This is a genomic window from Pseudomonas sp. Emmai (genome assembly GCF_055179735.1).
Map to the genome: position 1 here is coordinate 3,803,861 of NZ_CM143685.1, position 15,609 is coordinate 3,819,469.

At 57.8% G+C, this 15,609-nt stretch carries 32 protein-coding genes; 21 read left to right on the forward strand and 11 right to left on the reverse strand.

The genetic code is table 11. From position 1 onward, the window contains the following. Positions 1-4: 4 nt before the first annotated feature. The 8 genes from ACY4LX_RS17460 to ACY4LX_RS17495 all read right to left on the reverse strand — a co-directional run bounded on the left by ACY4LX_RS17460 (position 5) and on the right by ACY4LX_RS17495 (position 3,019). Positions 5-1,168, reverse strand: coding sequence for a hypothetical protein (locus ACY4LX_RS17460; RefSeq protein WP_463257217.1), 1,164 nt, complete (start codon positions 1,166-1,168; stop codon positions 5-7). Positions 1,169-1,324: 156 nt separating this feature from the next. Next, positions 1,325-1,450, reverse strand: coding sequence for a hypothetical protein (locus ACY4LX_RS17465; protein WP_463257218.1), 126 nt, complete (start codon positions 1,448-1,450; stop codon positions 1,325-1,327). Continuing rightward, positions 1,447-1,617 carry a hypothetical protein gene (locus tag ACY4LX_RS17470; protein ID WP_463257219.1) on the reverse strand — a complete coding sequence of 57 codons (171 nt, stop codon included), beginning with the start codon at positions 1,615-1,617 and terminating at the stop codon, positions 1,447-1,449. The genes ACY4LX_RS17465 and ACY4LX_RS17470 overlap by 4 nt, the downstream gene beginning before the upstream one ends. Then, positions 1,614-1,829 carry a hypothetical protein gene (locus ACY4LX_RS17475; RefSeq protein ID WP_463257220.1) on the reverse strand — a complete coding sequence of 72 codons (216 nt, stop codon included), beginning with the start codon at positions 1,827-1,829 and terminating at the stop codon, positions 1,614-1,616. Before ACY4LX_RS17475 ends, ACY4LX_RS17470 begins: the two co-directional genes overlap by 4 nt. Beyond that, positions 1,826-2,245, reverse strand: coding sequence for a hypothetical protein (locus tag ACY4LX_RS17480; protein ID WP_463257221.1), 420 nt, complete (start codon positions 2,243-2,245; stop codon positions 1,826-1,828). Before ACY4LX_RS17480 ends, ACY4LX_RS17475 begins: the two co-directional genes overlap by 4 nt. 24 nt (positions 2,246-2,269) lie before the next feature. Beyond that, entirely contained in the window at positions 2,270-2,458 is a 189-nt protein-coding gene (locus ACY4LX_RS17485; protein ID WP_463257222.1) for a hypothetical protein, read from the reverse strand. 21 nt (positions 2,459-2,479) lie between these two features. Continuing rightward, positions 2,480-2,671, reverse strand: coding sequence for a hypothetical protein (locus ACY4LX_RS17490; protein WP_463257223.1), 192 nt, complete (start codon positions 2,669-2,671; stop codon positions 2,480-2,482). A 15-nt stretch (positions 2,672-2,686) separates the two neighbouring features. Beyond that, the gene (locus ACY4LX_RS17495) at positions 2,687-3,019 is read right to left on the reverse strand and encodes a hypothetical protein (protein WP_463257224.1); all 333 of its coding nucleotides are present in this window, start codon (positions 3,017-3,019) and stop codon (positions 2,687-2,689) included. A gap of 188 nt (positions 3,020-3,207) precedes the next feature. Here ACY4LX_RS17495 and ACY4LX_RS17500 point away from each other — a divergent pair, with 188 nt between their 5' ends. Then, positions 3,208-3,558 (forward strand): hypothetical protein, encoded by a 351-nt coding sequence (locus ACY4LX_RS17500; protein ID WP_463257225.1) that lies wholly within the window; start codon positions 3,208-3,210, stop codon positions 3,556-3,558. Between the two features lie 262 nt (positions 3,559-3,820). Here ACY4LX_RS17500 and ACY4LX_RS17505 read toward each other — a convergent pair whose 3' ends face one another. The 3 genes from ACY4LX_RS17505 to ACY4LX_RS17515 all read right to left on the reverse strand — a co-directional run bounded on the left by ACY4LX_RS17505 (position 3,821) and on the right by ACY4LX_RS17515 (position 6,094). Next, positions 3,821-4,363 carry a hypothetical protein gene (locus tag ACY4LX_RS17505; RefSeq protein ID WP_463257226.1) on the reverse strand — a complete coding sequence of 181 codons (543 nt, stop codon included), beginning with the start codon at positions 4,361-4,363 and terminating at the stop codon, positions 3,821-3,823. 440 nt (positions 4,364-4,803) lie between these two features. Then, a complete protein-coding gene (locus ACY4LX_RS17510) occupies positions 4,804-5,358 on the reverse strand; it encodes a hypothetical protein (protein ID WP_463257227.1) in 555 nt (184 codons plus the stop codon). A 79-nt stretch (positions 5,359-5,437) separates the two neighbouring features. Beyond that, complete coding sequence (locus ACY4LX_RS17515) at positions 5,438-6,094, reverse strand: LexA family protein (RefSeq protein WP_463257228.1); 657 nt, start codon at positions 6,092-6,094, stop codon at positions 5,438-5,440. A gap of 99 nt (positions 6,095-6,193) precedes the next feature. On the opposite strand from ACY4LX_RS17515, the gene ACY4LX_RS17520 reads away from it, so the two are divergent. The 20 genes from ACY4LX_RS17520 (at position 6,194) to ACY4LX_RS17615 (ending at position 15,592) form a co-directional block, all read left to right on the forward strand. Next, complete coding sequence (locus tag ACY4LX_RS17520; RefSeq protein ID WP_095040228.1) at positions 6,194-6,397, forward strand: helix-turn-helix domain-containing protein; 204 nt, start codon at positions 6,194-6,196, stop codon at positions 6,395-6,397. Between the two features lie 29 nt (positions 6,398-6,426). Then, the gene (locus ACY4LX_RS17525; RefSeq protein WP_010568074.1) at positions 6,427-6,615 is read left to right on the forward strand and encodes a hypothetical protein; all 189 of its coding nucleotides are present in this window, start codon (positions 6,427-6,429) and stop codon (positions 6,613-6,615) included. An 18-nt stretch (positions 6,616-6,633) separates the two neighbouring features. Then, entirely contained in the window at positions 6,634-6,822 is a 189-nt protein-coding gene (locus ACY4LX_RS17530) for a hypothetical protein (RefSeq protein WP_463257229.1), read from the forward strand. 127 nt (positions 6,823-6,949) lie between these two features. Then, positions 6,950-7,750, forward strand: a complete 801-nt coding sequence (locus tag ACY4LX_RS17535) for a Rha family transcriptional regulator (protein WP_463257230.1) — start codon at positions 6,950-6,952, stop codon at positions 7,748-7,750. Then, entirely contained in the window at positions 7,747-7,977 is a 231-nt protein-coding gene (locus ACY4LX_RS17540) for a hypothetical protein (protein ID WP_463257231.1), read from the forward strand. The genes ACY4LX_RS17535 and ACY4LX_RS17540 overlap by 4 nt, the downstream gene beginning before the upstream one ends. Then, positions 7,977-8,756, forward strand: coding sequence for a Pyocin large subunit-like protein (locus ACY4LX_RS17545; protein WP_463257232.1), 780 nt, complete (start codon positions 7,977-7,979; stop codon positions 8,754-8,756). The genes ACY4LX_RS17540 and ACY4LX_RS17545 overlap by 1 nt, the downstream gene beginning before the upstream one ends. Then, positions 8,746-9,558 (forward strand): ATP-binding protein, encoded by an 813-nt coding sequence (locus ACY4LX_RS17550; RefSeq protein ID WP_463257233.1) that lies wholly within the window; start codon positions 8,746-8,748, stop codon positions 9,556-9,558. Before ACY4LX_RS17545 ends, ACY4LX_RS17550 begins: the two co-directional genes overlap by 11 nt. Before the next feature lies 1 nt (position 9,559). Further along, complete coding sequence (locus ACY4LX_RS17555) at positions 9,560-9,832, forward strand: hypothetical protein (RefSeq protein ID WP_463257234.1); 273 nt, start codon at positions 9,560-9,562, stop codon at positions 9,830-9,832. Continuing rightward, positions 9,829-10,086, forward strand: coding sequence for a hypothetical protein (locus ACY4LX_RS17560; RefSeq protein WP_463257235.1), 258 nt, complete (start codon positions 9,829-9,831; stop codon positions 10,084-10,086). The genes ACY4LX_RS17555 and ACY4LX_RS17560 overlap by 4 nt, the downstream gene beginning before the upstream one ends. Next, on the forward strand, positions 10,083-10,883 hold the full coding sequence (locus ACY4LX_RS17565; protein WP_463257236.1) for a hypothetical protein: 801 nt from the start codon (positions 10,083-10,085) through the stop codon (positions 10,881-10,883). Before ACY4LX_RS17560 ends, ACY4LX_RS17565 begins: the two co-directional genes overlap by 4 nt. Beyond that, complete coding sequence (locus tag ACY4LX_RS17570) at positions 10,880-11,107, forward strand: hypothetical protein (RefSeq protein ID WP_463257237.1); 228 nt, start codon at positions 10,880-10,882, stop codon at positions 11,105-11,107. Before ACY4LX_RS17565 ends, ACY4LX_RS17570 begins: the two co-directional genes overlap by 4 nt. Beyond that, entirely contained in the window at positions 11,104-11,574 is a 471-nt protein-coding gene (locus ACY4LX_RS17575) for a hypothetical protein (protein ID WP_463257238.1), read from the forward strand. Before ACY4LX_RS17570 ends, ACY4LX_RS17575 begins: the two co-directional genes overlap by 4 nt. Then, on the forward strand, positions 11,571-11,849 hold the full coding sequence (locus ACY4LX_RS17580) for a hypothetical protein (RefSeq protein ID WP_463257239.1): 279 nt from the start codon (positions 11,571-11,573) through the stop codon (positions 11,847-11,849). The genes ACY4LX_RS17575 and ACY4LX_RS17580 overlap by 4 nt, the downstream gene beginning before the upstream one ends. Beyond that, the gene (locus tag ACY4LX_RS17585; protein ID WP_463257240.1) at positions 11,849-12,427 is read left to right on the forward strand and encodes a recombination protein NinG; all 579 of its coding nucleotides are present in this window, start codon (positions 11,849-11,851) and stop codon (positions 12,425-12,427) included. The genes ACY4LX_RS17580 and ACY4LX_RS17585 overlap by 1 nt, the downstream gene beginning before the upstream one ends. Continuing rightward, positions 12,424-12,621 (forward strand): hypothetical protein, encoded by a 198-nt coding sequence (locus ACY4LX_RS17590; RefSeq protein WP_463257241.1) that lies wholly within the window; start codon positions 12,424-12,426, stop codon positions 12,619-12,621. The genes ACY4LX_RS17585 and ACY4LX_RS17590 overlap by 4 nt, the downstream gene beginning before the upstream one ends. Further along, positions 12,618-13,199, forward strand: a complete 582-nt coding sequence (locus ACY4LX_RS17595) for a hypothetical protein (RefSeq protein ID WP_463257242.1) — start codon at positions 12,618-12,620, stop codon at positions 13,197-13,199. The genes ACY4LX_RS17590 and ACY4LX_RS17595 overlap by 4 nt, the downstream gene beginning before the upstream one ends. Before the next feature lie 73 nt (positions 13,200-13,272). Continuing rightward, the gene (locus ACY4LX_RS17600) at positions 13,273-13,824 is read left to right on the forward strand and encodes an HNH endonuclease signature motif containing protein (protein WP_463257243.1); all 552 of its coding nucleotides are present in this window, start codon (positions 13,273-13,275) and stop codon (positions 13,822-13,824) included. Positions 13,825-14,248: 424 nt separating this feature from the next. Then, positions 14,249-14,569 (forward strand): MFS transporter, encoded by a 321-nt coding sequence (locus tag ACY4LX_RS17605; RefSeq protein ID WP_108524306.1) that lies wholly within the window; start codon positions 14,249-14,251, stop codon positions 14,567-14,569. A gap of 3 nt (positions 14,570-14,572) precedes the next feature. Further along, a complete protein-coding gene (locus ACY4LX_RS17610; RefSeq protein WP_463257244.1) occupies positions 14,573-14,917 on the forward strand; it encodes a hypothetical protein in 345 nt (114 codons plus the stop codon). A 51-nt stretch (positions 14,918-14,968) separates the two neighbouring features. Continuing rightward, a complete protein-coding gene (locus tag ACY4LX_RS17615) occupies positions 14,969-15,592 on the forward strand; it encodes a putative metallopeptidase (RefSeq protein WP_463257245.1) in 624 nt (207 codons plus the stop codon). The last annotated feature ends 17 nt before the right edge of the window (positions 15,593-15,609 follow it).

A 15,609-nucleotide genomic window follows, 5' to 3' on the forward strand; every position in this document is an offset into this window, starting at 1 on the left:
CTCCTCAGAAATGGATGGTGATGTTGGGGACTTCCCGGCGGGCGATTTTCAGAACGATGGCCTTGGCCAGTTCTTCGGTGATGTTCATCGACATCAGCGCCTCTTTGGCGGCGCCCATGATCTTCACCTTGTGGGCCTGATCGGCTTCGCGCTCCCGCTGCTGGCGGGCGGCCTCGTTCGCTTCGGCCTGCTGGCGAGCTACCTCGGCAAGGCGGGCTTGCTCTACGGCTTCAGCTTGTCGCTGCTCGGCGGCGACCCGCTCTTGCTCGGCTCGTTGTTCGGCAGCGATGCGATTGGCTTCTGCCTGGGCAGCGGCTCGCTCGGCCTGCTCTGCCTGCAATTGAAGTTGTAGGCGCTGGCGCTCGGCTTCTACCTCAGCATCGCGGGCCGCTTGCTCGGCGGCGCGCTGCGCAGCGGCAGCCTGATCAAGCAACTCTTGCTCGCGGCGGGTGGCGGCGTCTCGCTCAGCTTGGGCGCGTTGTTCAGCTTCGCGGCGGGTACGCTCTTCAGCTTCCCGGGCGATCTGTGCATCACGATCACGCTGCGCCTGTGCTTCGGCTTCGGCGCGCAACCGGATCAGTTCGGCCTGTTCGGCCTCGTAGCGCGCACGCTCGGCGTGCAGGGTGCGCAACTTGATCAGCGTCTGGTCTTTCACCTGGGCGGCTTCGGCCAAAAACTCTTCCCAGCTATCGCCGATTTCGAGCAACTCGAGGTCGGCGATGATCTTGGCGAGGTGCGCAGACGCAGGCGTCTCATCGAAGACGACCAGATCCTTGATGCACTGAATCTCGTTGTTGTGCCTGTTGATCCGTTCATCTTCGGCAGCCTGCCAATCGTCCAGAGGCTTCCTTACTTCCTTCTGCCAGGCTTCGAGTGTGTCCCACACGCGCTTGCGCTCAGCGTCAATCAGCTTCGGGATTTCCTTTTGTTTGGCGGAAATCTCTTTCCCTACCGCCTCAAGCGCGGTTTTCGATTTTGCGATCTGGTGCGCCATCGACGCATATGCCTCGCGCCCTTTGCGCGTCTTGAGGTCAGGTAGCACCTTTTTGAACTCGTCGACCTTGGCTCGAACCTGATCAAGCCATGGGTCGAGACCGTTCGGCTTGCTATAGACGGCCAAGGCAGTTTCTGCGGGCGGCACTGTGGCCAGTTCAGTGTTTGCGGACACGGGGATTCCTTGCCGCGGCGTGCGCAGCGCTTGAAGTTTAAAGTCAGGAGGTGATGCGGTCGGCGAGGGCGCTAAGCAGCATCAGGAAGGTGTAGATCGAGAGGACTCGAAACGAACCGCGCCGAATCAGGATGCGGCGTGCACGCTGAAGGCTGGTCATCGGAACACGTGGTAGGTGGTGGAGCGCGGCACCTGGCAAGTACCCTGGCCATCGCGAACGATGCCGTAAGCGCCTGCACCTGCTACCAGGACCGCAACGAGAATCCAGTAGACGAGATTCATGGTCGAGCCCTCACGGCGATGCGGCCTTGTTTGATGGCAGCTACCAGCGGAGGAGGGAGCGCCGAAACAGGAAGTTCGCGGGGGATGCCCGCACCGATAACTGCGAGGCTGCGTTCAATCTCTTCCAACTGTTCGTCGATCAGCGTTTTAATCGGTGCAGTGGTCATGCCGAAACTCCTTTCAGATGCGTGTTGCGCTCGACAAACTTGGAGTCCAGCGCGTCGCGGTAAAGGTTGGCGGTGGCGGTATCGATCAGATCGGCGAATTCCGCCATTTCAATCATGCCCATGACGAAGGTGCGATCCGGAACCGGAGTGCAGGACTTCTTCATCTTGGCGATTTCAAGGCCCAGCCGGGCCAGTGCTACCTGATTGCTCATAGCTCGTTGTCCTCGGCTTGGGCGATAAGGGCGTCATCTGCAAGAGGGCTCAGCAAGCGTCTGGCGATAACTCGCAACTGCTCCTTCGGGTCAGGAGCCGACATCAGGTCGAAAGCGCCGCCGCGAGCAACTGAGCTTCCAACAATCACGCCGATTACCATTTCTCCAATAGCGCTTTGGCTCCGACAGGATCCGCTGATGACGAACTGCTCAACTTCTTCAGCGAATCGCTTGAAGGTGATGCCCTGCTTCGGATTACCTTGGCGCTTGAATTTCACGTCACTGCAAAAATCAACGAGCTGCTCGGCGCCGTTTTCAATCCACTCAGCCCGAGCCACTTCCTGCGGGCTCTCGCTCACCATCGGAGGCAACTTCGCGTCGTGCATGGCCTGACAAGTCTTCATTGCTGCGTTCATGGCTGCCTCCAGGGTGGCGCAGAATTAGCTTTCGTAGCTGGCGTAATCAGCGATGTCAGGGTGGTTGTGGTTTTCTTCGCCGCACACCCGGCATTCCAGGTAGCTACAGTCGAAAGTCCCGTTGATCACCTGCGGATCGCCTGCCCAGTCGCGGACGAACTTCCAGTCATGGTCGACTTCGCCGTCGACGATTTCGCATTGTTTGTCGCTCATGGCGACCTCCGGTGTTTAGTGTTAAGCGGTGACTGGGACGGCTTCACGAAAGCGCGAGGGGCTCCAGTCGCACGACTCATCCGCAGGGATGTGGCCGAACATCGCGGTGCAGCGTTTGCAGTGCACGCAGTCGCCGCAGGTCTTGCCCTCGGGAAGGTTCATCTGATCAGCGTTGTCCGCCGACCGTGGGTACGGCGCTCTCTGTTCAGGCATGACTCTCTCCTTTGGTTAGGCGGTGGCCTTGGCGATGGTCTGCTCGAAGCGGCAAGCAAGCCCCGCGTTGACCTCGGCTTTTTCTAGGCTTTCTGCGGTGCATTTGGCTCGATGCAGCGCTTCGTAGCGTCGAAGTGTTTCGGCAGCGACGACCAAATCAGCCAGCAGATCTGGCGCAGTAGCCATCAACTTTGCGTTGGCTTCCGCGTCATCGTGTTCGATGCCATCAGTGAATACGCACTCGGATTCAAGGAGCGACGCGAGGCGCTGACCCTCGCCATCCTCGATCACCCAAAAATGCCGACCTTGAATAGGGTTCCATTTGCCCGGCGTGTGCTTCGTTTCCATGACTTGCTCCATCTGGTTTATCCAACAAAATTCGGATGCACTCATCCGCTCCGCTGGTTGCCGTTGGGCGCAGGGGTAAGTGCATTCGGGTGGTGTCGGGGAAGGGTGACTAAATCGCTAAAGGAACCAGCGAGCTTGGCCGATACGTCTTGGCATTAATGCCAAATAATTGAGATCTGGAGATATGAATGTTTCTGAGTAAAGTTCGCAGTGCTACAGCCATCGCGGTGATTGCTCTCGCTTATGCTGTCCCATCTCTGGCTGCCACCGACGTTGTCGCAGACCACAACACTGCGGTTATGGCTGTCGCATCCACCCAGGCGTGCGCGAAGAAACATCCAGAAGCAGGTATCACTTTAGAAAAATTCCTGACGGAGCAGAAAGAGGGCATGACTGACGAGATGGCGAAACACATCCGTGATGTTGCTACAAATCCTCGGTACGAAATGGAAGTGAAGCAGTCGATGGAATTCTTCAATTCCAAAGGCGGCCAGAGCTTGCTGGACAGCCTTTGTGGCGGGTTCATCACCGCGAAGTAAGTGCCTCGCTTGCTCACTTCGCTGTGATTCATTCCTGATGCAGGTGGGCGGTTATAGGCCGCAGTTTCGTCCGCATCGGGGTGTGATTTGGCAGGGATTCGAACCCTAAAGAATTACGTCGATTTCGGCAGCGCTACCTAGTCGACCGCACCCCGCACGCAGGGCGCCCCTGATCCGCCGAGGCAAACTCCAAATCACACCCCGATGCGCTCTCATAGAGAGGATCGGGCAGTTAACGACAGGCTGTCGTGGCGCTGGTTGTTCAATACGGCTTTTCGACCTTGCCTTGGTCTTGCAGGCTTTTGATGTGAAACAGGCCGTCCAGCATGGTGTCCATCTGTTTTGCCAATTGGATACGAAGGCCGTCTTTCAGGGCTCCCGATACGTTGCGCACGCTCTGGGTCATTTCCTTCGTGAAGTCTTCGGCGCAGACCTGAGTCATGATGTATTCGGCTCGGGTGACTGTGTTGTAGTCGCTCGTTGCGGCCTTGCCGGTCCGCGGTTCAACCTTGGCTGACCAGTAAGCGTTCACGGTCTTTTCCAGTTCTTTGCGAATGGTTGTGGCCGGGCCTTCTGGCTCGCCCCAGGTGTTTACCCGGCGGTATTCGCGCTCAAACGAACCGTTGATGGTTTCGTTGATCGCTGCCTCAATTTGCGCTGTTACGCGCTCGTTGAAGATCTTGTCGATGCGTTTCTTCAGTTCCGCAGCGACCATGCCGGAAAGGTCATCGCCGTCGCGCAGTAGCTCATCAGATACCTTGGCTACGATTGCGGTTTTCAGATCGTCTTCATTGATGTTGAGCATTTTGTGACTCCCGTTGATTTCCAATGCCGCCTCATAGAAGCGGCATCAGTAAATCTGTGGGTGTTTCATCTCCACCACGCGCATCGCCCGATTCATATCTCTGGCCAGGTCACACATTTCGTGTCCGGTGTTCTTCCTGGCTGGCTTGCGTGGTTTCGCGTACTCACATTAGGGAGTACGGCAGCTACCAGAGGCTGCATGGACGACGGTTTAGCTTTCTCACCACCGGGGTTGCCGGTACGTCGTTGGGTCACGTCAGGTTGTGTAAAGAGCGACTCCGAAATTGGAGCAGGCCCTGAGGCCCTGGCGAGCCCCTGTTGGGTGACTCGATGGAGTGACTATACGAATCCTCATAATTTTCGTCAATACGTTTTTGCATAATATTTTTCACGGGCGTAAAAAAGCCCGCTCGCGGCGGGCTTGTCCGATCTGAAAATTAGTCAGCGTATTGAGATTCGGTATCGCTTATTTGACTGATTAAGCTGCGCCTGGACGATTACAGGGATGTTACCGTTAACAGTAGGACGTATTGCCTCATACGCGCAGGGTACGATCGGATAGAAGGATGAAACGTCAGCCTTGTTTGGGATTAGCTTCAGATCCAGGAGGTCGTACTTTAGCGCGATGTCGGCCATCAGCGTGGCGCAGACAGCTGACCCATTGCCGGTAAGCTGTGGTTCGCTGGATTTGGTCTTATAAGCCTGGGCGCGTTGCAGCGAAATAACCTGCTGTCTCAACGGTGCCAGGTCGGGATTTTCAACGTAGAACCGATCATCGCAGCGCAAGGCCTTCACCGATGCTGCGGCTTGATTTGATTTGGCTATGAGCGCATCGATTGCAGCGCAAGCGGTGCTGGTGTAGTCGCCACTAGCAATGCAGGCTGGCGCAGAGGATAGATATTCCTGGTCTATCTCCCTGAATTCAGACATGTCGCAGGATGCAGCCAGCGCCGCTCCAGGGGCAATAAGGGCGATCAACAGAGAAATACTTTTCATGGCGCGACCACTCTCATTGCTAGTTTGTTTAGCGTTAATTATAGGCCTGATCGCTCACTGATTCAGCGCTGATACAGGCTTACAACACTGATCGCGGCCACTTGGCGTCTACGACTCGGCCAACCACTGACCAGGTGTCGTCCACCTCCACCGTAGGAAACGCCGAGTTTAGCGGCTTGAGGTATGCCCGACCAGAATCCCAAATAAACTGCTTAAATGTCGCCTCGTTGGTGTCAATCAGTTTGGCCACAACATATTGGCCGCTCTCCACGTCGCCGCCGGGCGCCACTAAGATTAACATCCCTTCGCTGAAGCTCATCCCATTGGTAGAGGTCATCGATGGCCCGCGAACCTTCAGCCAGAAGCCATTAGGGCCGGCCCATGCGTCCGAAGGGTGCATAGCTTCGAACTCACCAACATTGAACAAATCCATCGCCTCCGCTGCAACCCCTGCCTGCACCCAGCTTATTTCTGGGTACTCGTAATACCGAGTTGGCCCTGGAGCCGACTCGACGTTGGCATCAAAAGAGCCATCACCAATACCGTACATAAGCCACTCTGGAGAAACCCTGAAGGCTCTTGCCAGCTTGGCGATAGTCGGCATGCGCGGGCTCGAGCTCTCTCCAGACAAAATCCGGTTGATCGTTGGCTGAGGAACGCCAGACCTTTTCCCGAGCTGGGTTTCGTTCAATCCAGTCTCTGCCATTTTCGCGCGAATGCGCCCAGCGATGTCCATTACTCACCAAATATACAAATGCGGATTATGAGAATTCTATTGCATGAGAGCATGCGTATTCGTATGATTCCTCATGCAAAACCTCATAGGATTCCCGTCATGACAGTTCAAGAGATGTTGAATCGCCTTTTCCAGCTCGGGCTGTCGCAGACAGAAGTAGCTGAACACTGCGGCACCACGCAGGCCACGATCTCCCGCGCAACCAGCGGGACGATGGTCGGCTACAGCACCGGCAAAGCCATTGAGCTTCTGCTTGCTGAGCGCGAGAAGACCGCGAAGAACACCGAATTCCAAGCCGCTTAACCACCTTGCATGCTCAAAGGAGCCAAACGATGCACTTCGATCCAAGCCACATGCACGACAAGCCCACCAAAGTCCGCCTGGATGAGGTGGCTGACGATCTGCTCACCGCGATGGCCCGTTTCCAGCGCACACAGAAAGCCGTCCTCGCCCGGGAAATCCTCGAGCGCGGCCTGAACCAAATGATGGAAGAGCTTAACGCGAAAACCGACGTGGCCTGAAGTGGCCGAGGAGGCCCTGTGCCTGAAACAAAAGAGCTGGATGTACAGCTTGACGGGAGAGGTGCCCGAGAACTGGAGCTACTAGCCAGGAGACAGGGAATTTCACCCGAAGAGTTGGCAGCAAAAATCATCAACAAAGAGCTGGATCGAGTAACCCGCCCACCAAAAAGCCGCAGCAACGTCGCTTCCATAGGACGTAAGGGCTGATAAGTCCCCTAGGGACTATTGAGGATCTGCCAGTGAAACAACCATCCACCAAATCGCAGGCACAAAAAAACCGACGGATCAGGTCGGTTCTTTTAACAGCGCTTGCAACAACGTTCTGGAGCGAATAATGCCCACTACCCAATCAATCGTCAATACCCCATCCGGTGTCGCGACACGTTTTTCGAATTCTGAAAACGTGTCGCGTACCACTATGTCTTCACGAGAGGTCGCCGAACTAACTGGGAAGGCTCACTTCCACGTGAAGCGCGACGTTCTTTCGATGCTGAAAGACCTTGGAGAGGATGCATCCAACTTTGGATGCATCTATCTCGACCCGCTGAATCGTGAGCAGACCGAGTACATGCTTGATCGTGAGCATACCGACTGCCTGCTCACCGGTTACAGCGCCGCCATGCGGATGACAGTGATTCGCCGCTGGCATGAGCTGGAGACCCAGTCCGCGCAACCTGTGTCTATGCCGTCGTACGCGGAAGCGCTGAGGCTGTACGCCGACCAGATCGAGCAGACAGCAGTTCTGCGAATCGAGAACCACCAGCAGGCCTCCAAAATCCACTCCATGGAGAACCTGTTCAAGGAAGGGATGACCCACACCCAATTCTGCAAGGGCCTCAATGGGGTCAACGTCATGCAGGTGGGCAAATTCCTTGAGGGTCGCAACTGGCTCTACAACGAGAGCAAATCCGGCCTGCGCTTCCGTGTGGCGTCCTACGCCCGCGACAAGTACATGACCGAGCACCAGCACGAAGTCACTCCCCACGGCCGCGAGCCGTTCATTTCCTTTACGCCGGTTCTGCTGAAGAAGGGCGCTGCACGCCTGTACGACCTATACCTGGCTGGCGAGCTGCCCATGAAGAAGACCTGGGACGGCCTGTTCACTCACGACAAGGCGATGCGGGGTGCGGCATGAGCCGGGTAACGATCGTTCTCGACAGCCCCACAGAGCCAATCCACTTGGGCATGACGCTAGCTGGCGGTCGCCTTACAAGCGCATGCCTGGGCGATCAGTCAGAGCTTCTCGAAACAACCAAGAAGCTCCAGCGCGCCCTGTTCTATTACAACCAGATGCCAGAAGGCGAGCGTCTTGCTATTGAGCGTGAAGCCGCGCGTGTCATCGCCAAATTGGAGGCCGCGTAATGGCCGGGGACTGGATCAAAATGCGAGTAGACCTTCAGACGCACCCGAAAGTATTCCGCATGGTGTCCGCATTGCAGGCGGACAGATTGCGGATTATCGGCGGACTGCACATCGCTTGGAGCATCTTCGATACCCACTCCAATGATGGCGTGTTGGTGGGTTACACCGTCGATGCGATGGACGCTGTGGTGGGCTGGCCGGGCTTTACCAAGGCCATGATTGATGTCGAGTGGGCATCCGTAAATGATGGTGGAAGCCTTGTAATGCCTCGCTTTGACGAGCACAACGGGGCCAGCGCCAAGCGCCGCGCCAACGATTCCGAACGCAAGCGCAACGAACGCAAAAAACCTGTCCGCAATTTGTCCGCTTCGGATGCGGACAGTTTGCGGACCAGAGAAGAGAAGAGAAGAGAAGAGAAGAAAGAGCAAGATCAAAAGCAGGGCGCTGGCGCGCTGGTGAAGAATCCGAAGTTTGATCCTCTCACCGCAAGGCCTGAGAACGTCTCCGAAAAAGCGTGGGCCGACTGGTGCCAGCACCGCAAGGAAATCCGCAAGCCACTGACTGCCAAAAGCTGTGAGCAACAGGCCAAGGCGCTTCGAGGCCACGCCGCGCCGGATCAGGTGCTAGCCACCTCGATCGCCAATGGATGGACGGGAATATTCCCAGACAAGCCCGCCAGCAACGTCCACCCGTTCCCGGCCTCACGCCACACAGGATTCTCTGATCGCGATTACAAAGCCGGCCTGATTGCCCGGGAGGATGGTTCCTATGGCTTCTGAAAACGTCGTCGCCATTCCGGCACCAGCTTACCCGCCAGGGACGCGAATCCAGCCAGCCACCTGCGAAACCCATGGGGAGTACGAGCAGAAGGTCTATTCGGTGCTGGGCCGCGACCTGAAGAGCGGTTGCCCTGAGTGCAGTCGCATCCGCGCCGAGGAGGAGGAAGGCCGCAAGCAGGCTCAGGAATCCCAACTGCTGCGTATGCGCATGGCCGAAAAGCTCGGCGCAGCGCTGATCCCTAAGCGCTTCGTGGGCAAGACCTTCGATCAGTACGTCGCGAAGACCGCCGAACAGCGCAAGGCCCTGAACACTTGCCGCCGGTACGCCGCCGAGTTCGTGGATATTGCCGAGACTGGGCGCTGCCTGTTGCTGCTGGGCAAGCCTGGCACCGGCAAGACCCACCTGGCCGTGGCAATCGCCAACCAGATCATGGCGACCACCACCTCGACAGCCGTGTATCGCACCGTGGGCTCTGTGCTCCAGGCTATCCGCGCTACTTACGACAATTCCAGCGACAAGTCCGAAAACCAGATCCTGTCGAGCCTGATCAGTCCCTCACTGCTGATCCTGGACGAGATCGGCGTCAGCAAGGAGAAGCCCAGCGACTTCGAACTGACCACCCTGTTCGCAATCATCAACGGCCGCTACGAAGAGCTGAGGCCCACCGTCATCGTTTCCAACCTCGACGCGAAGGCCTTGGCCAGCGCTATCGGCGAACGTTGCGCAGACAGGCTGCGGGAGGGCGGTGTGATCGTGATTCCGTTCGAGTGGGAATCACAGCGCGGCAAGGAGGGCTTTTGACATGGCAGTTACCAGCATTCGATACAGCACCGCCCCAACCAAGCCAAAACCGCAGGCCGGCGACGAGCGCTTCCTGAAGGGTCGTGGCGTCCAGCAAATCCGCCAGCAGCAGTACAGCAAGATGTACAGGGCCTACATGGTCAGCAATGGCCGCCCGGTGTGGGAGTGGGTCGACAAGGGCAGCGAGAAGGATCGCACGTCTGAGGCATGGCTCCAGGCTCGCAAGTCGGAGCGCCTGGCATTGATCGCAGAAGCAGCGGAGCAACGGACATGATCGACAAGATGCGTGAAGAGTTTGAGCGCACCAATGGCCGAGATCACCGGCGCCAGCCGCCAAAGGGTAACAACTACATCGACCCGATGGCCCAGGCCGATTGGGAGTCGTTCCAGAAGGGCTGGAGGCAGTCCCGGGCTGCTGTAGTGATCGATCTGCCAGTCGAAAGCACCGAATGCGTAGATGGTGAGTTCGTCTACTTGGGCCTGGCTCGCGCCGCCATCGAAGCCGCCGGACTGAAGGTGAAGCCATGACCGACCACACAAAACTCAAGATTGCCGCCGAGGCCGTTAAGCAATCCTATGCGGACCTGTGCGAGCACGGCGGCGACGAATTTGCCGAAGCCTGGAATACGGCCGAGATGGCCTATGACGACGCAGCCAACCCTGACGTTGTTCTGGCCCTGATCGCCGAGAACGAGCGCCTGAACGCTGATTGTTCGAGTATGCGCGGAAGCCTGAAGACCTATTCAGTGAACACCAAAAAGCTCGTCAGAGATGGATCGAAAGCATCTCGGGAGCGCGACCAGGCAGAGCAGGATTACAAGGATGTCGTCGGCACCATTGAGCTTCGCGATATCGAAATAGCCACGCTCCGCGCCCAAGTCGCCGGACTCAAGACCGGCTACGAAGCCTACGAGCGGGTGAATGCTGAGCTGAAGGCTGAGTGCGAGGTGCTGCGCAAGGATGCAGATCGCGCCGCGTATTGGAAGCAGCGCGCCAAGTCCGCTGAAGGGCACCTGTTCTCCGGTGATTTCCGGGCCGCTGCAATGGAGCTTCACAAGTACTCGCGATTCGAGTCTACGCCATGGCCCGAACTCACAGGATCGCAGCATGCGCTGATCACAAGCGCTGCAGGAGCAGTGATTGCCACTGTCAACAGACTTCGGGATGCGCGACGCCCAAAGAATCGCGACGAGACGGATGCAATCATCTGGTGTGCGTGCGGCGACGGCCATGCAGCGAACAGCTATGGCGCTGGCTTCATGGATGCGAACAGCGGGGTTTGTTGGAGCTGCGACGCCGCCATGGGCCAGGGAGATCGGTCATGACTCTCGACTCAATCGCTTTGTGGCTTGGATACGGCTCAATGATCGTAGGTGGATTGCTGGTAATCGCGGCGATGCTCTTCATTGTCGGGTGCGCGCTTGCTGCGATTGCCAACAAGAGCCTTCGCGCGCTGATCCGCATCTATGACCTGAACACGCTGCGCGCGACCATGCGCAAGCTTGAGGCGGAAGGGAAGGTCAGCAAGAAGACAGGGGTGCAGTCATGACTGACAAGATCAGCGTCAACTGCCGCTCCATGCTCACCGAGGCCATCACCCGCATGTCCAAGATGTTCGAGGACAAGCACTTCGTGGTGGTGAGCCTACGCCCGGGCAAGGACCGCACCCTTGACCAGAACCGCCTGTGGTTCGCGATGTACAAGCGCATCGCCGAGATGACCCAGATCGGTGACGCTGGGGAGGCGCGCAAGTACTGCAAGCTGCATATCGGCGTTCAGATCCTGCTGAACGAGGACGCCGGGTTCCAGGCTGACTGGTACCGGGTGATGCGTCATCTGCCCTACGAAACGAAGCTGGACATGATGGGCGAGTGTCATTTGTTCGGCCCTGACGGCTTCCCGGTGACCAGCCTGTTCAATCGCGCTCAGGGTATTCAGTACACCGATCGAATCGCTGCCTACTTCACTGGCCACGGCGTGGTTTTCACTGATCTGCTGAGCAAGGAGGCTGCATGAGCCAGAAACTCACTTTGCGCTACATCGCTTGGCAGGTTTCCACCGGCATGCTTGACCGCGATATGTACCTGGAAGCCTGGGGCGGCCTTTGCCAGTTTTCCTTCGCAGTCACTGCATTCGTTCTTCGGCTGCTGATGCTATTGACCTTCCCTGTATCAGTTCCATTCCTGTGGGGGTTCCTGCGAGTGATGGAGCCGATCAACCATAAGCGGCGAAAGGCACGTTTCGACAAGGTCGCGAAGGCCCACCGCCAGCGCTTGCAGGAGGAGGACTGATGCTCGCCACCAAACAACCCAAGCCAAAGACCTGCAAAAACCCAGCATGCAGCGCCTCATTCGTCCCGCAGCGGCTGGGGCAGGCGGTATGCAACTACTCCTGCGGCCTGGCCATCAAGGACGTGAATCAGGACAAGGCGCGCAAGTCTCTGGCCCAGATCGAACGCAAAGAGATCAAGATCCGCAAGGAGAGGCTGAAGAGCAGGGCGGATCACCTGCGTGAGACGCAGACCGTGTTCAACGAATGGATCCGCCTGCGTGACGCCGCGCTGCCGTGTGTGAGCTGCGGCCGGCACCACGAAGGCCAATTCCATGCTGGGCACTATCGAACGGTTGCGGCAAATCCAGAGATCCGCTTCGAGCCGCTCAACGTGTGGAAGCAGTGTGCGCCCTGCAACAACCACAAGTCCGGCGACATCGTGAACTACCGCATCGAACTGGTGAGGCGAATCGGCGCCGAAAAAGTTGAATGGCTCGAAGGTCCTCATGAGCCCCGGCGCTACACCATCGAAGATTTGAAGACCATGAAGGCGCACTACCGGGCGCTGATCCGTGAACTGAAGAGGGCGGCCGCATGAACTGGAAAGCCACCAGCAAGAACTGCATTTCCTCGGAGGAGGGCTATCAGATCAGCAAGTACGCCCTGCAGGACGGACCGGCGTACGTCGCGAGGTCGCCGGCGGGGAAAATCCTGCACTCCGGCAAAGACCTGGCCAAGGCCAAGGCGGCATGCGTTGAACATTTTGAACTGACCATGGGGAAGGCGGCATGAAAATCAACTCAGCGCGTCAGGCATGGCATGACTGCAAATACAACCCGGCCCCCGGCCAAACCTCAGATGTTGTTCAGTTGGGCGTGGTGGTGCAGAACACAGAGCGAGGGCCGACGGCGAACCATGCGATGCACAGCGCACTGGCTGGGCACATCCAGTCGGTAATCGCCAGGCTTCACCCGCAGATTCGCGTCTTCGGTGATTTCATGTACGCCGCCGAGCAGAGTGACGACATTCGCGAAGCAGCCGAAGATGTGGTGTTCCTTCTGGTGCAGAACAGATCGCCGCGGATGACGGCGGCCAAGCGGGAGAAGTTGGAGTACGTGGTGAAAGGCGTAATGAGTCGTTACCGCTACATGCACCAGGGCGGCCAGTCGGCCAACGAAGACCCGCTGGCCAACGCCGAGAAGTTTCGGGCGTGGATGTGGCAGGTGCATGGTGTCCGGTTGGAATCCTGCAATTGGGAGCGCGATTGGGGCGGCGCGCTGCAACTGATCTTCGAGTGCTGTGAGGATCTCGACCGTCGTGCGCTCAGTCCTGTAGCAGCGGTGATTTACGAAATGCGCGAGGCCGCTTGAGGGCCTATTGCGTTCCCGTGCGGCTCATGGCATGATTTCGCCATCCTGATAATTTTGCCTTCGGCAACCTACTATGAATTTAAATGAAATTTGCGGTCTGGTTGCATACGACGAGTCGTCTCATACTGGATTGAGATGGCTTGTTGATCGAAGGGGCTCTGTTCGAAAAGGCGATCCTGCTGGGTCGCTTCTTGAGCATGCGAAGACCGGTCGAAAATGTTGGCAGGTTCAGTTGGGTGGGGTAGTGCAACTGGCTCATCGAGTTATTTACTCCTTGCGAACTGGTGACCAGATCCCTGAGGGTGTGCAGGTCGACCATATCGACGGTGATTCCACCAACAATCGATTCGACAATCTTCGCCTGGTCGAAGCCGCTGGCAACATGCGCAACAAATCGCAGTACGCCACCAACACCACGGGAATGACCGGCGTTAGCCTGACCAGCAAAGGCTACTACCAAGCATCGGCCCAGGGGGTTGATGGCAGGTCGATGTACAAGTGCTTCTCCCGGAAAAAGCTTGGGGATGCGCAAGCGTTAAAGATGGCCTCTGAGTGGAGAGCAAGCCGTATGGCAGAGCTCAATTCGCAGGGTGCTGGCTACACCGAAAGGCACTTGTCTCACTGAGTGCGCTGATCCAAGAAAACCCGGCCACTGCGCCGGGTTTTTTATTGCTCAAAATTCACTGCAGCCAGGGCAGCCTTCGGGAGGCCTGGACGCTGATAAGCCGGTAGTGCAGCGCTACGGAAAAACACCGGCAGCCCGCGCGCCCTGACCTAACACGCTTTCAGGGTGGCGCGAGACCGAAACGGCGAGATCGATGCACTTGGGTGTCGACGCCGTGATGGCCTTTGGCTGGCAGCGTGGGAAGACACGCGCACCTATTCAGGGCCTCGACATTGATCGGGGCCTTCTTGTTTTCGGCCCCGCCACACCCTTCGCTCTGAGCTGGGAGTGCCGCCGGGGCTGATCTATTCGCCGCTGCTCCCCAGCGTTTGGCCGCCACCTGACGGCCTTTTTTATTCAATCATGCAACTGAGAGGTCGAGCGCATGGAATTCCTGCATCGCTTGCTCGACAAGGCCGACCTGATCCTTGCCGGGGTAGTCGGCGCCATCATCGCGAGTTGGTGGAGCAAGGACGATCTGAAGGATCTCTGGTCCTGGGTCATCTTCCTGCTGACGGGTATTGCCTGCGCCCTGTACTTGACGGGCATAGTTTGCGACCGCCTGGCTGTGACTGATCCCAGCAATGTTGCCGGTGTTGGGTTCCTTCTTGGGGCGTTCGGCGGGTCACTCCTGACCGCCATCAACCGGGCCATCAAAGCCGCCGACATCTGGGCGCTTATCCGCTCGAAGCTCGGAGGGGGTTAATTCATGAGCCTTCAAACATTGAGCACGGCTTTCGTCTCCATCATCGCCATCTGGGCGACCTGGTGCGTACTGAGCCACAAGGTGAGAGACGGTATTGTCGGCAAGATCATTTACGCGGCGATCGCCGTGTCCGGGTTTGCGATTGCTACCCGGGGAGAGGCTGTACTCCTCAGCCCCAGCGCTGCAGGCGTCACCTTCCACGGAGCGCTCGCATTGGCTGGCCTAAGACACTGGTTCGTCGCCAACCACTGGCCGCGCGTCAAGGCATGGCTATGCCGGATGCTGAACTGCGAGCGCTGCCTGAACTGTGACAAGGCGCCTGGTGGTATCGATCGCCGGGGCAAGTAATCCGCGCCACGATTTGGCGCATTCGAAAACGTGGCGCGGAGATAGAGGTTTATGAATAGGCCTCGACCTCCAGCCTCATTGCTCGAACTGTCGGACCTATCCGACTTCGGCATCCGGTTAACGCCGGCGCCAGAAGTGTGGGAATGGCTCCAAGCCGAGATCCTTGCTGACACCGGCACCATTCACAACGAAGACCATGCCCACCTACTGGATGCAGACATCCGGATCATGTGGGCGTCGTCGAGCTTCGCCAAGCAGGGCCGCACGATACTAGGTCAGGCCGAACAGGTAGCGTTCCGCGCTGGTGGCTGGCAGAAGGCCCGGATGGAGCAACAGATGCGCGATTGGTTCGGCGACGTGCCGACCTACATCATCACGCTGGCCGCTGACTACTGCGACCAATGCAGCGACACCGACTTCTGCGCCCTGGTTGAGCACGAGCTCTATCACATCGCTCAGGCTAAAGATCAGTACGGCGCACCCAAGTTCACCCAGGAAGGATTGCCCAAGCTTGAGATGCGCGGACACGACGTCGAGGAGTTCGTCGGTGTTGTCCGCCGCTACGGTGCAAGCCCTGACGTTCAAGCGTTGGTGGATGCAGCAAACAGTCCTGCTGAGGTGGGGAAATTGAACATTGCGAGGGCCTGCGGAACCTGTCTGCTCAAGCTGGCCTGATTCTGGACAGGCATTGG

Excerpts from the sequence above, each read along its gene's own strand:
- ACY4LX_RS17495 (WP_463257224.1), bottom strand. The coding sequence starts at position 3,019 with ATGGAAACGAAGCACACGCCGGGCAAATGGAACCCTATTCAAGGTCGG.
- ACY4LX_RS17465 (WP_463257218.1), bottom strand. The coding sequence starts at position 1,450 with ATGAATCTCGTCTACTGGATTCTCGTTGCGGTCCTGGTAGCAGGTGCA.
- ACY4LX_RS17500 (WP_463257225.1), top strand. The coding sequence starts at position 3,208 with ATGTTTCTGAGTAAAGTTCGCAGTGCTACAGCCATCGCGGTGATTGCT.
- ACY4LX_RS17480 (WP_463257221.1), bottom strand. The coding sequence starts at position 2,245 with ATGAACGCAGCAATGAAGACTTGTCAGGCCATGCACGACGCGAAGTTG.
- ACY4LX_RS17560 (WP_463257235.1), top strand. The coding sequence starts at position 9,829 with ATGATCGACAAGATGCGTGAAGAGTTTGAGCGCACCAATGGCCGAGAT.
- ACY4LX_RS17595 (WP_463257242.1), top strand. The coding sequence starts at position 12,618 with ATGAAAATCAACTCAGCGCGTCAGGCATGGCATGACTGCAAATACAAC.
- ACY4LX_RS17565 (WP_463257236.1), top strand. The coding sequence starts at position 10,083 with ATGACCGACCACACAAAACTCAAGATTGCCGCCGAGGCCGTTAAGCAA.
- ACY4LX_RS17575 (WP_463257238.1), top strand. The coding sequence starts at position 11,104 with ATGACTGACAAGATCAGCGTCAACTGCCGCTCCATGCTCACCGAGGCC.
- ACY4LX_RS17605 (WP_108524306.1), top strand. The coding sequence starts at position 14,249 with ATGGAATTCCTGCATCGCTTGCTCGACAAGGCCGACCTGATCCTTGCC.
- ACY4LX_RS17520 (WP_095040228.1), top strand. The coding sequence starts at position 6,194 with ATGACAGTTCAAGAGATGTTGAATCGCCTTTTCCAGCTCGGGCTGTCG.
- ACY4LX_RS17490 (WP_463257223.1), bottom strand. The coding sequence starts at position 2,671 with ATGCCTGAACAGAGAGCGCCGTACCCACGGTCGGCGGACAACGCTGAT.
- ACY4LX_RS17610 (WP_463257244.1), top strand. The coding sequence starts at position 14,573 with ATGAGCCTTCAAACATTGAGCACGGCTTTCGTCTCCATCATCGCCATC.
- ACY4LX_RS17470 (WP_463257219.1), bottom strand. The coding sequence starts at position 1,617 with ATGACCACTGCACCGATTAAAACGCTGATCGACGAACAGTTGGAAGAG.
- ACY4LX_RS17510 (WP_463257227.1), bottom strand. The coding sequence starts at position 5,358 with ATGAAAAGTATTTCTCTGTTGATCGCCCTTATTGCCCCTGGAGCGGCG.
- ACY4LX_RS17525 (WP_010568074.1), top strand. The coding sequence starts at position 6,427 with ATGCACTTCGATCCAAGCCACATGCACGACAAGCCCACCAAAGTCCGC.
- ACY4LX_RS17570 (WP_463257237.1), top strand. The coding sequence starts at position 10,880 with ATGACTCTCGACTCAATCGCTTTGTGGCTTGGATACGGCTCAATGATC.
- ACY4LX_RS17555 (WP_463257234.1), top strand. The coding sequence starts at position 9,560 with ATGGCAGTTACCAGCATTCGATACAGCACCGCCCCAACCAAGCCAAAA.
- ACY4LX_RS17475 (WP_463257220.1), bottom strand. The coding sequence starts at position 1,829 with ATGAGCAATCAGGTAGCACTGGCCCGGCTGGGCCTTGAAATCGCCAAG.
- ACY4LX_RS17585 (WP_463257240.1), top strand. The coding sequence starts at position 11,849 with ATGCTCGCCACCAAACAACCCAAGCCAAAGACCTGCAAAAACCCAGCA.
- ACY4LX_RS17540 (WP_463257231.1), top strand. The coding sequence starts at position 7,747 with ATGAGCCGGGTAACGATCGTTCTCGACAGCCCCACAGAGCCAATCCAC.
- ACY4LX_RS17505 (WP_463257226.1), bottom strand. The coding sequence starts at position 4,363 with ATGCTCAACATCAATGAAGACGATCTGAAAACCGCAATCGTAGCCAAG.
- ACY4LX_RS17515 (WP_463257228.1), bottom strand. The coding sequence starts at position 6,094 with ATGGACATCGCTGGGCGCATTCGCGCGAAAATGGCAGAGACTGGATTG.
- ACY4LX_RS17600 (WP_463257243.1), top strand. The coding sequence starts at position 13,273 with ATGAATTTAAATGAAATTTGCGGTCTGGTTGCATACGACGAGTCGTCT.
- ACY4LX_RS17545 (WP_463257232.1), top strand. The coding sequence starts at position 7,977 with ATGGCCGGGGACTGGATCAAAATGCGAGTAGACCTTCAGACGCACCCG.
- ACY4LX_RS17485 (WP_463257222.1), bottom strand. The coding sequence starts at position 2,458 with ATGAGCGACAAACAATGCGAAATCGTCGACGGCGAAGTCGACCATGAC.
- ACY4LX_RS17590 (WP_463257241.1), top strand. The coding sequence starts at position 12,424 with ATGAACTGGAAAGCCACCAGCAAGAACTGCATTTCCTCGGAGGAGGGC.
- ACY4LX_RS17535 (WP_463257230.1), top strand. The coding sequence starts at position 6,950 with ATGCCCACTACCCAATCAATCGTCAATACCCCATCCGGTGTCGCGACA.
- ACY4LX_RS17580 (WP_463257239.1), top strand. The coding sequence starts at position 11,571 with ATGAGCCAGAAACTCACTTTGCGCTACATCGCTTGGCAGGTTTCCACC.
- ACY4LX_RS17615 (WP_463257245.1), top strand. The coding sequence starts at position 14,969 with ATGAATAGGCCTCGACCTCCAGCCTCATTGCTCGAACTGTCGGACCTA.
- ACY4LX_RS17550 (WP_463257233.1), top strand. The coding sequence starts at position 8,746 with ATGGCTTCTGAAAACGTCGTCGCCATTCCGGCACCAGCTTACCCGCCA.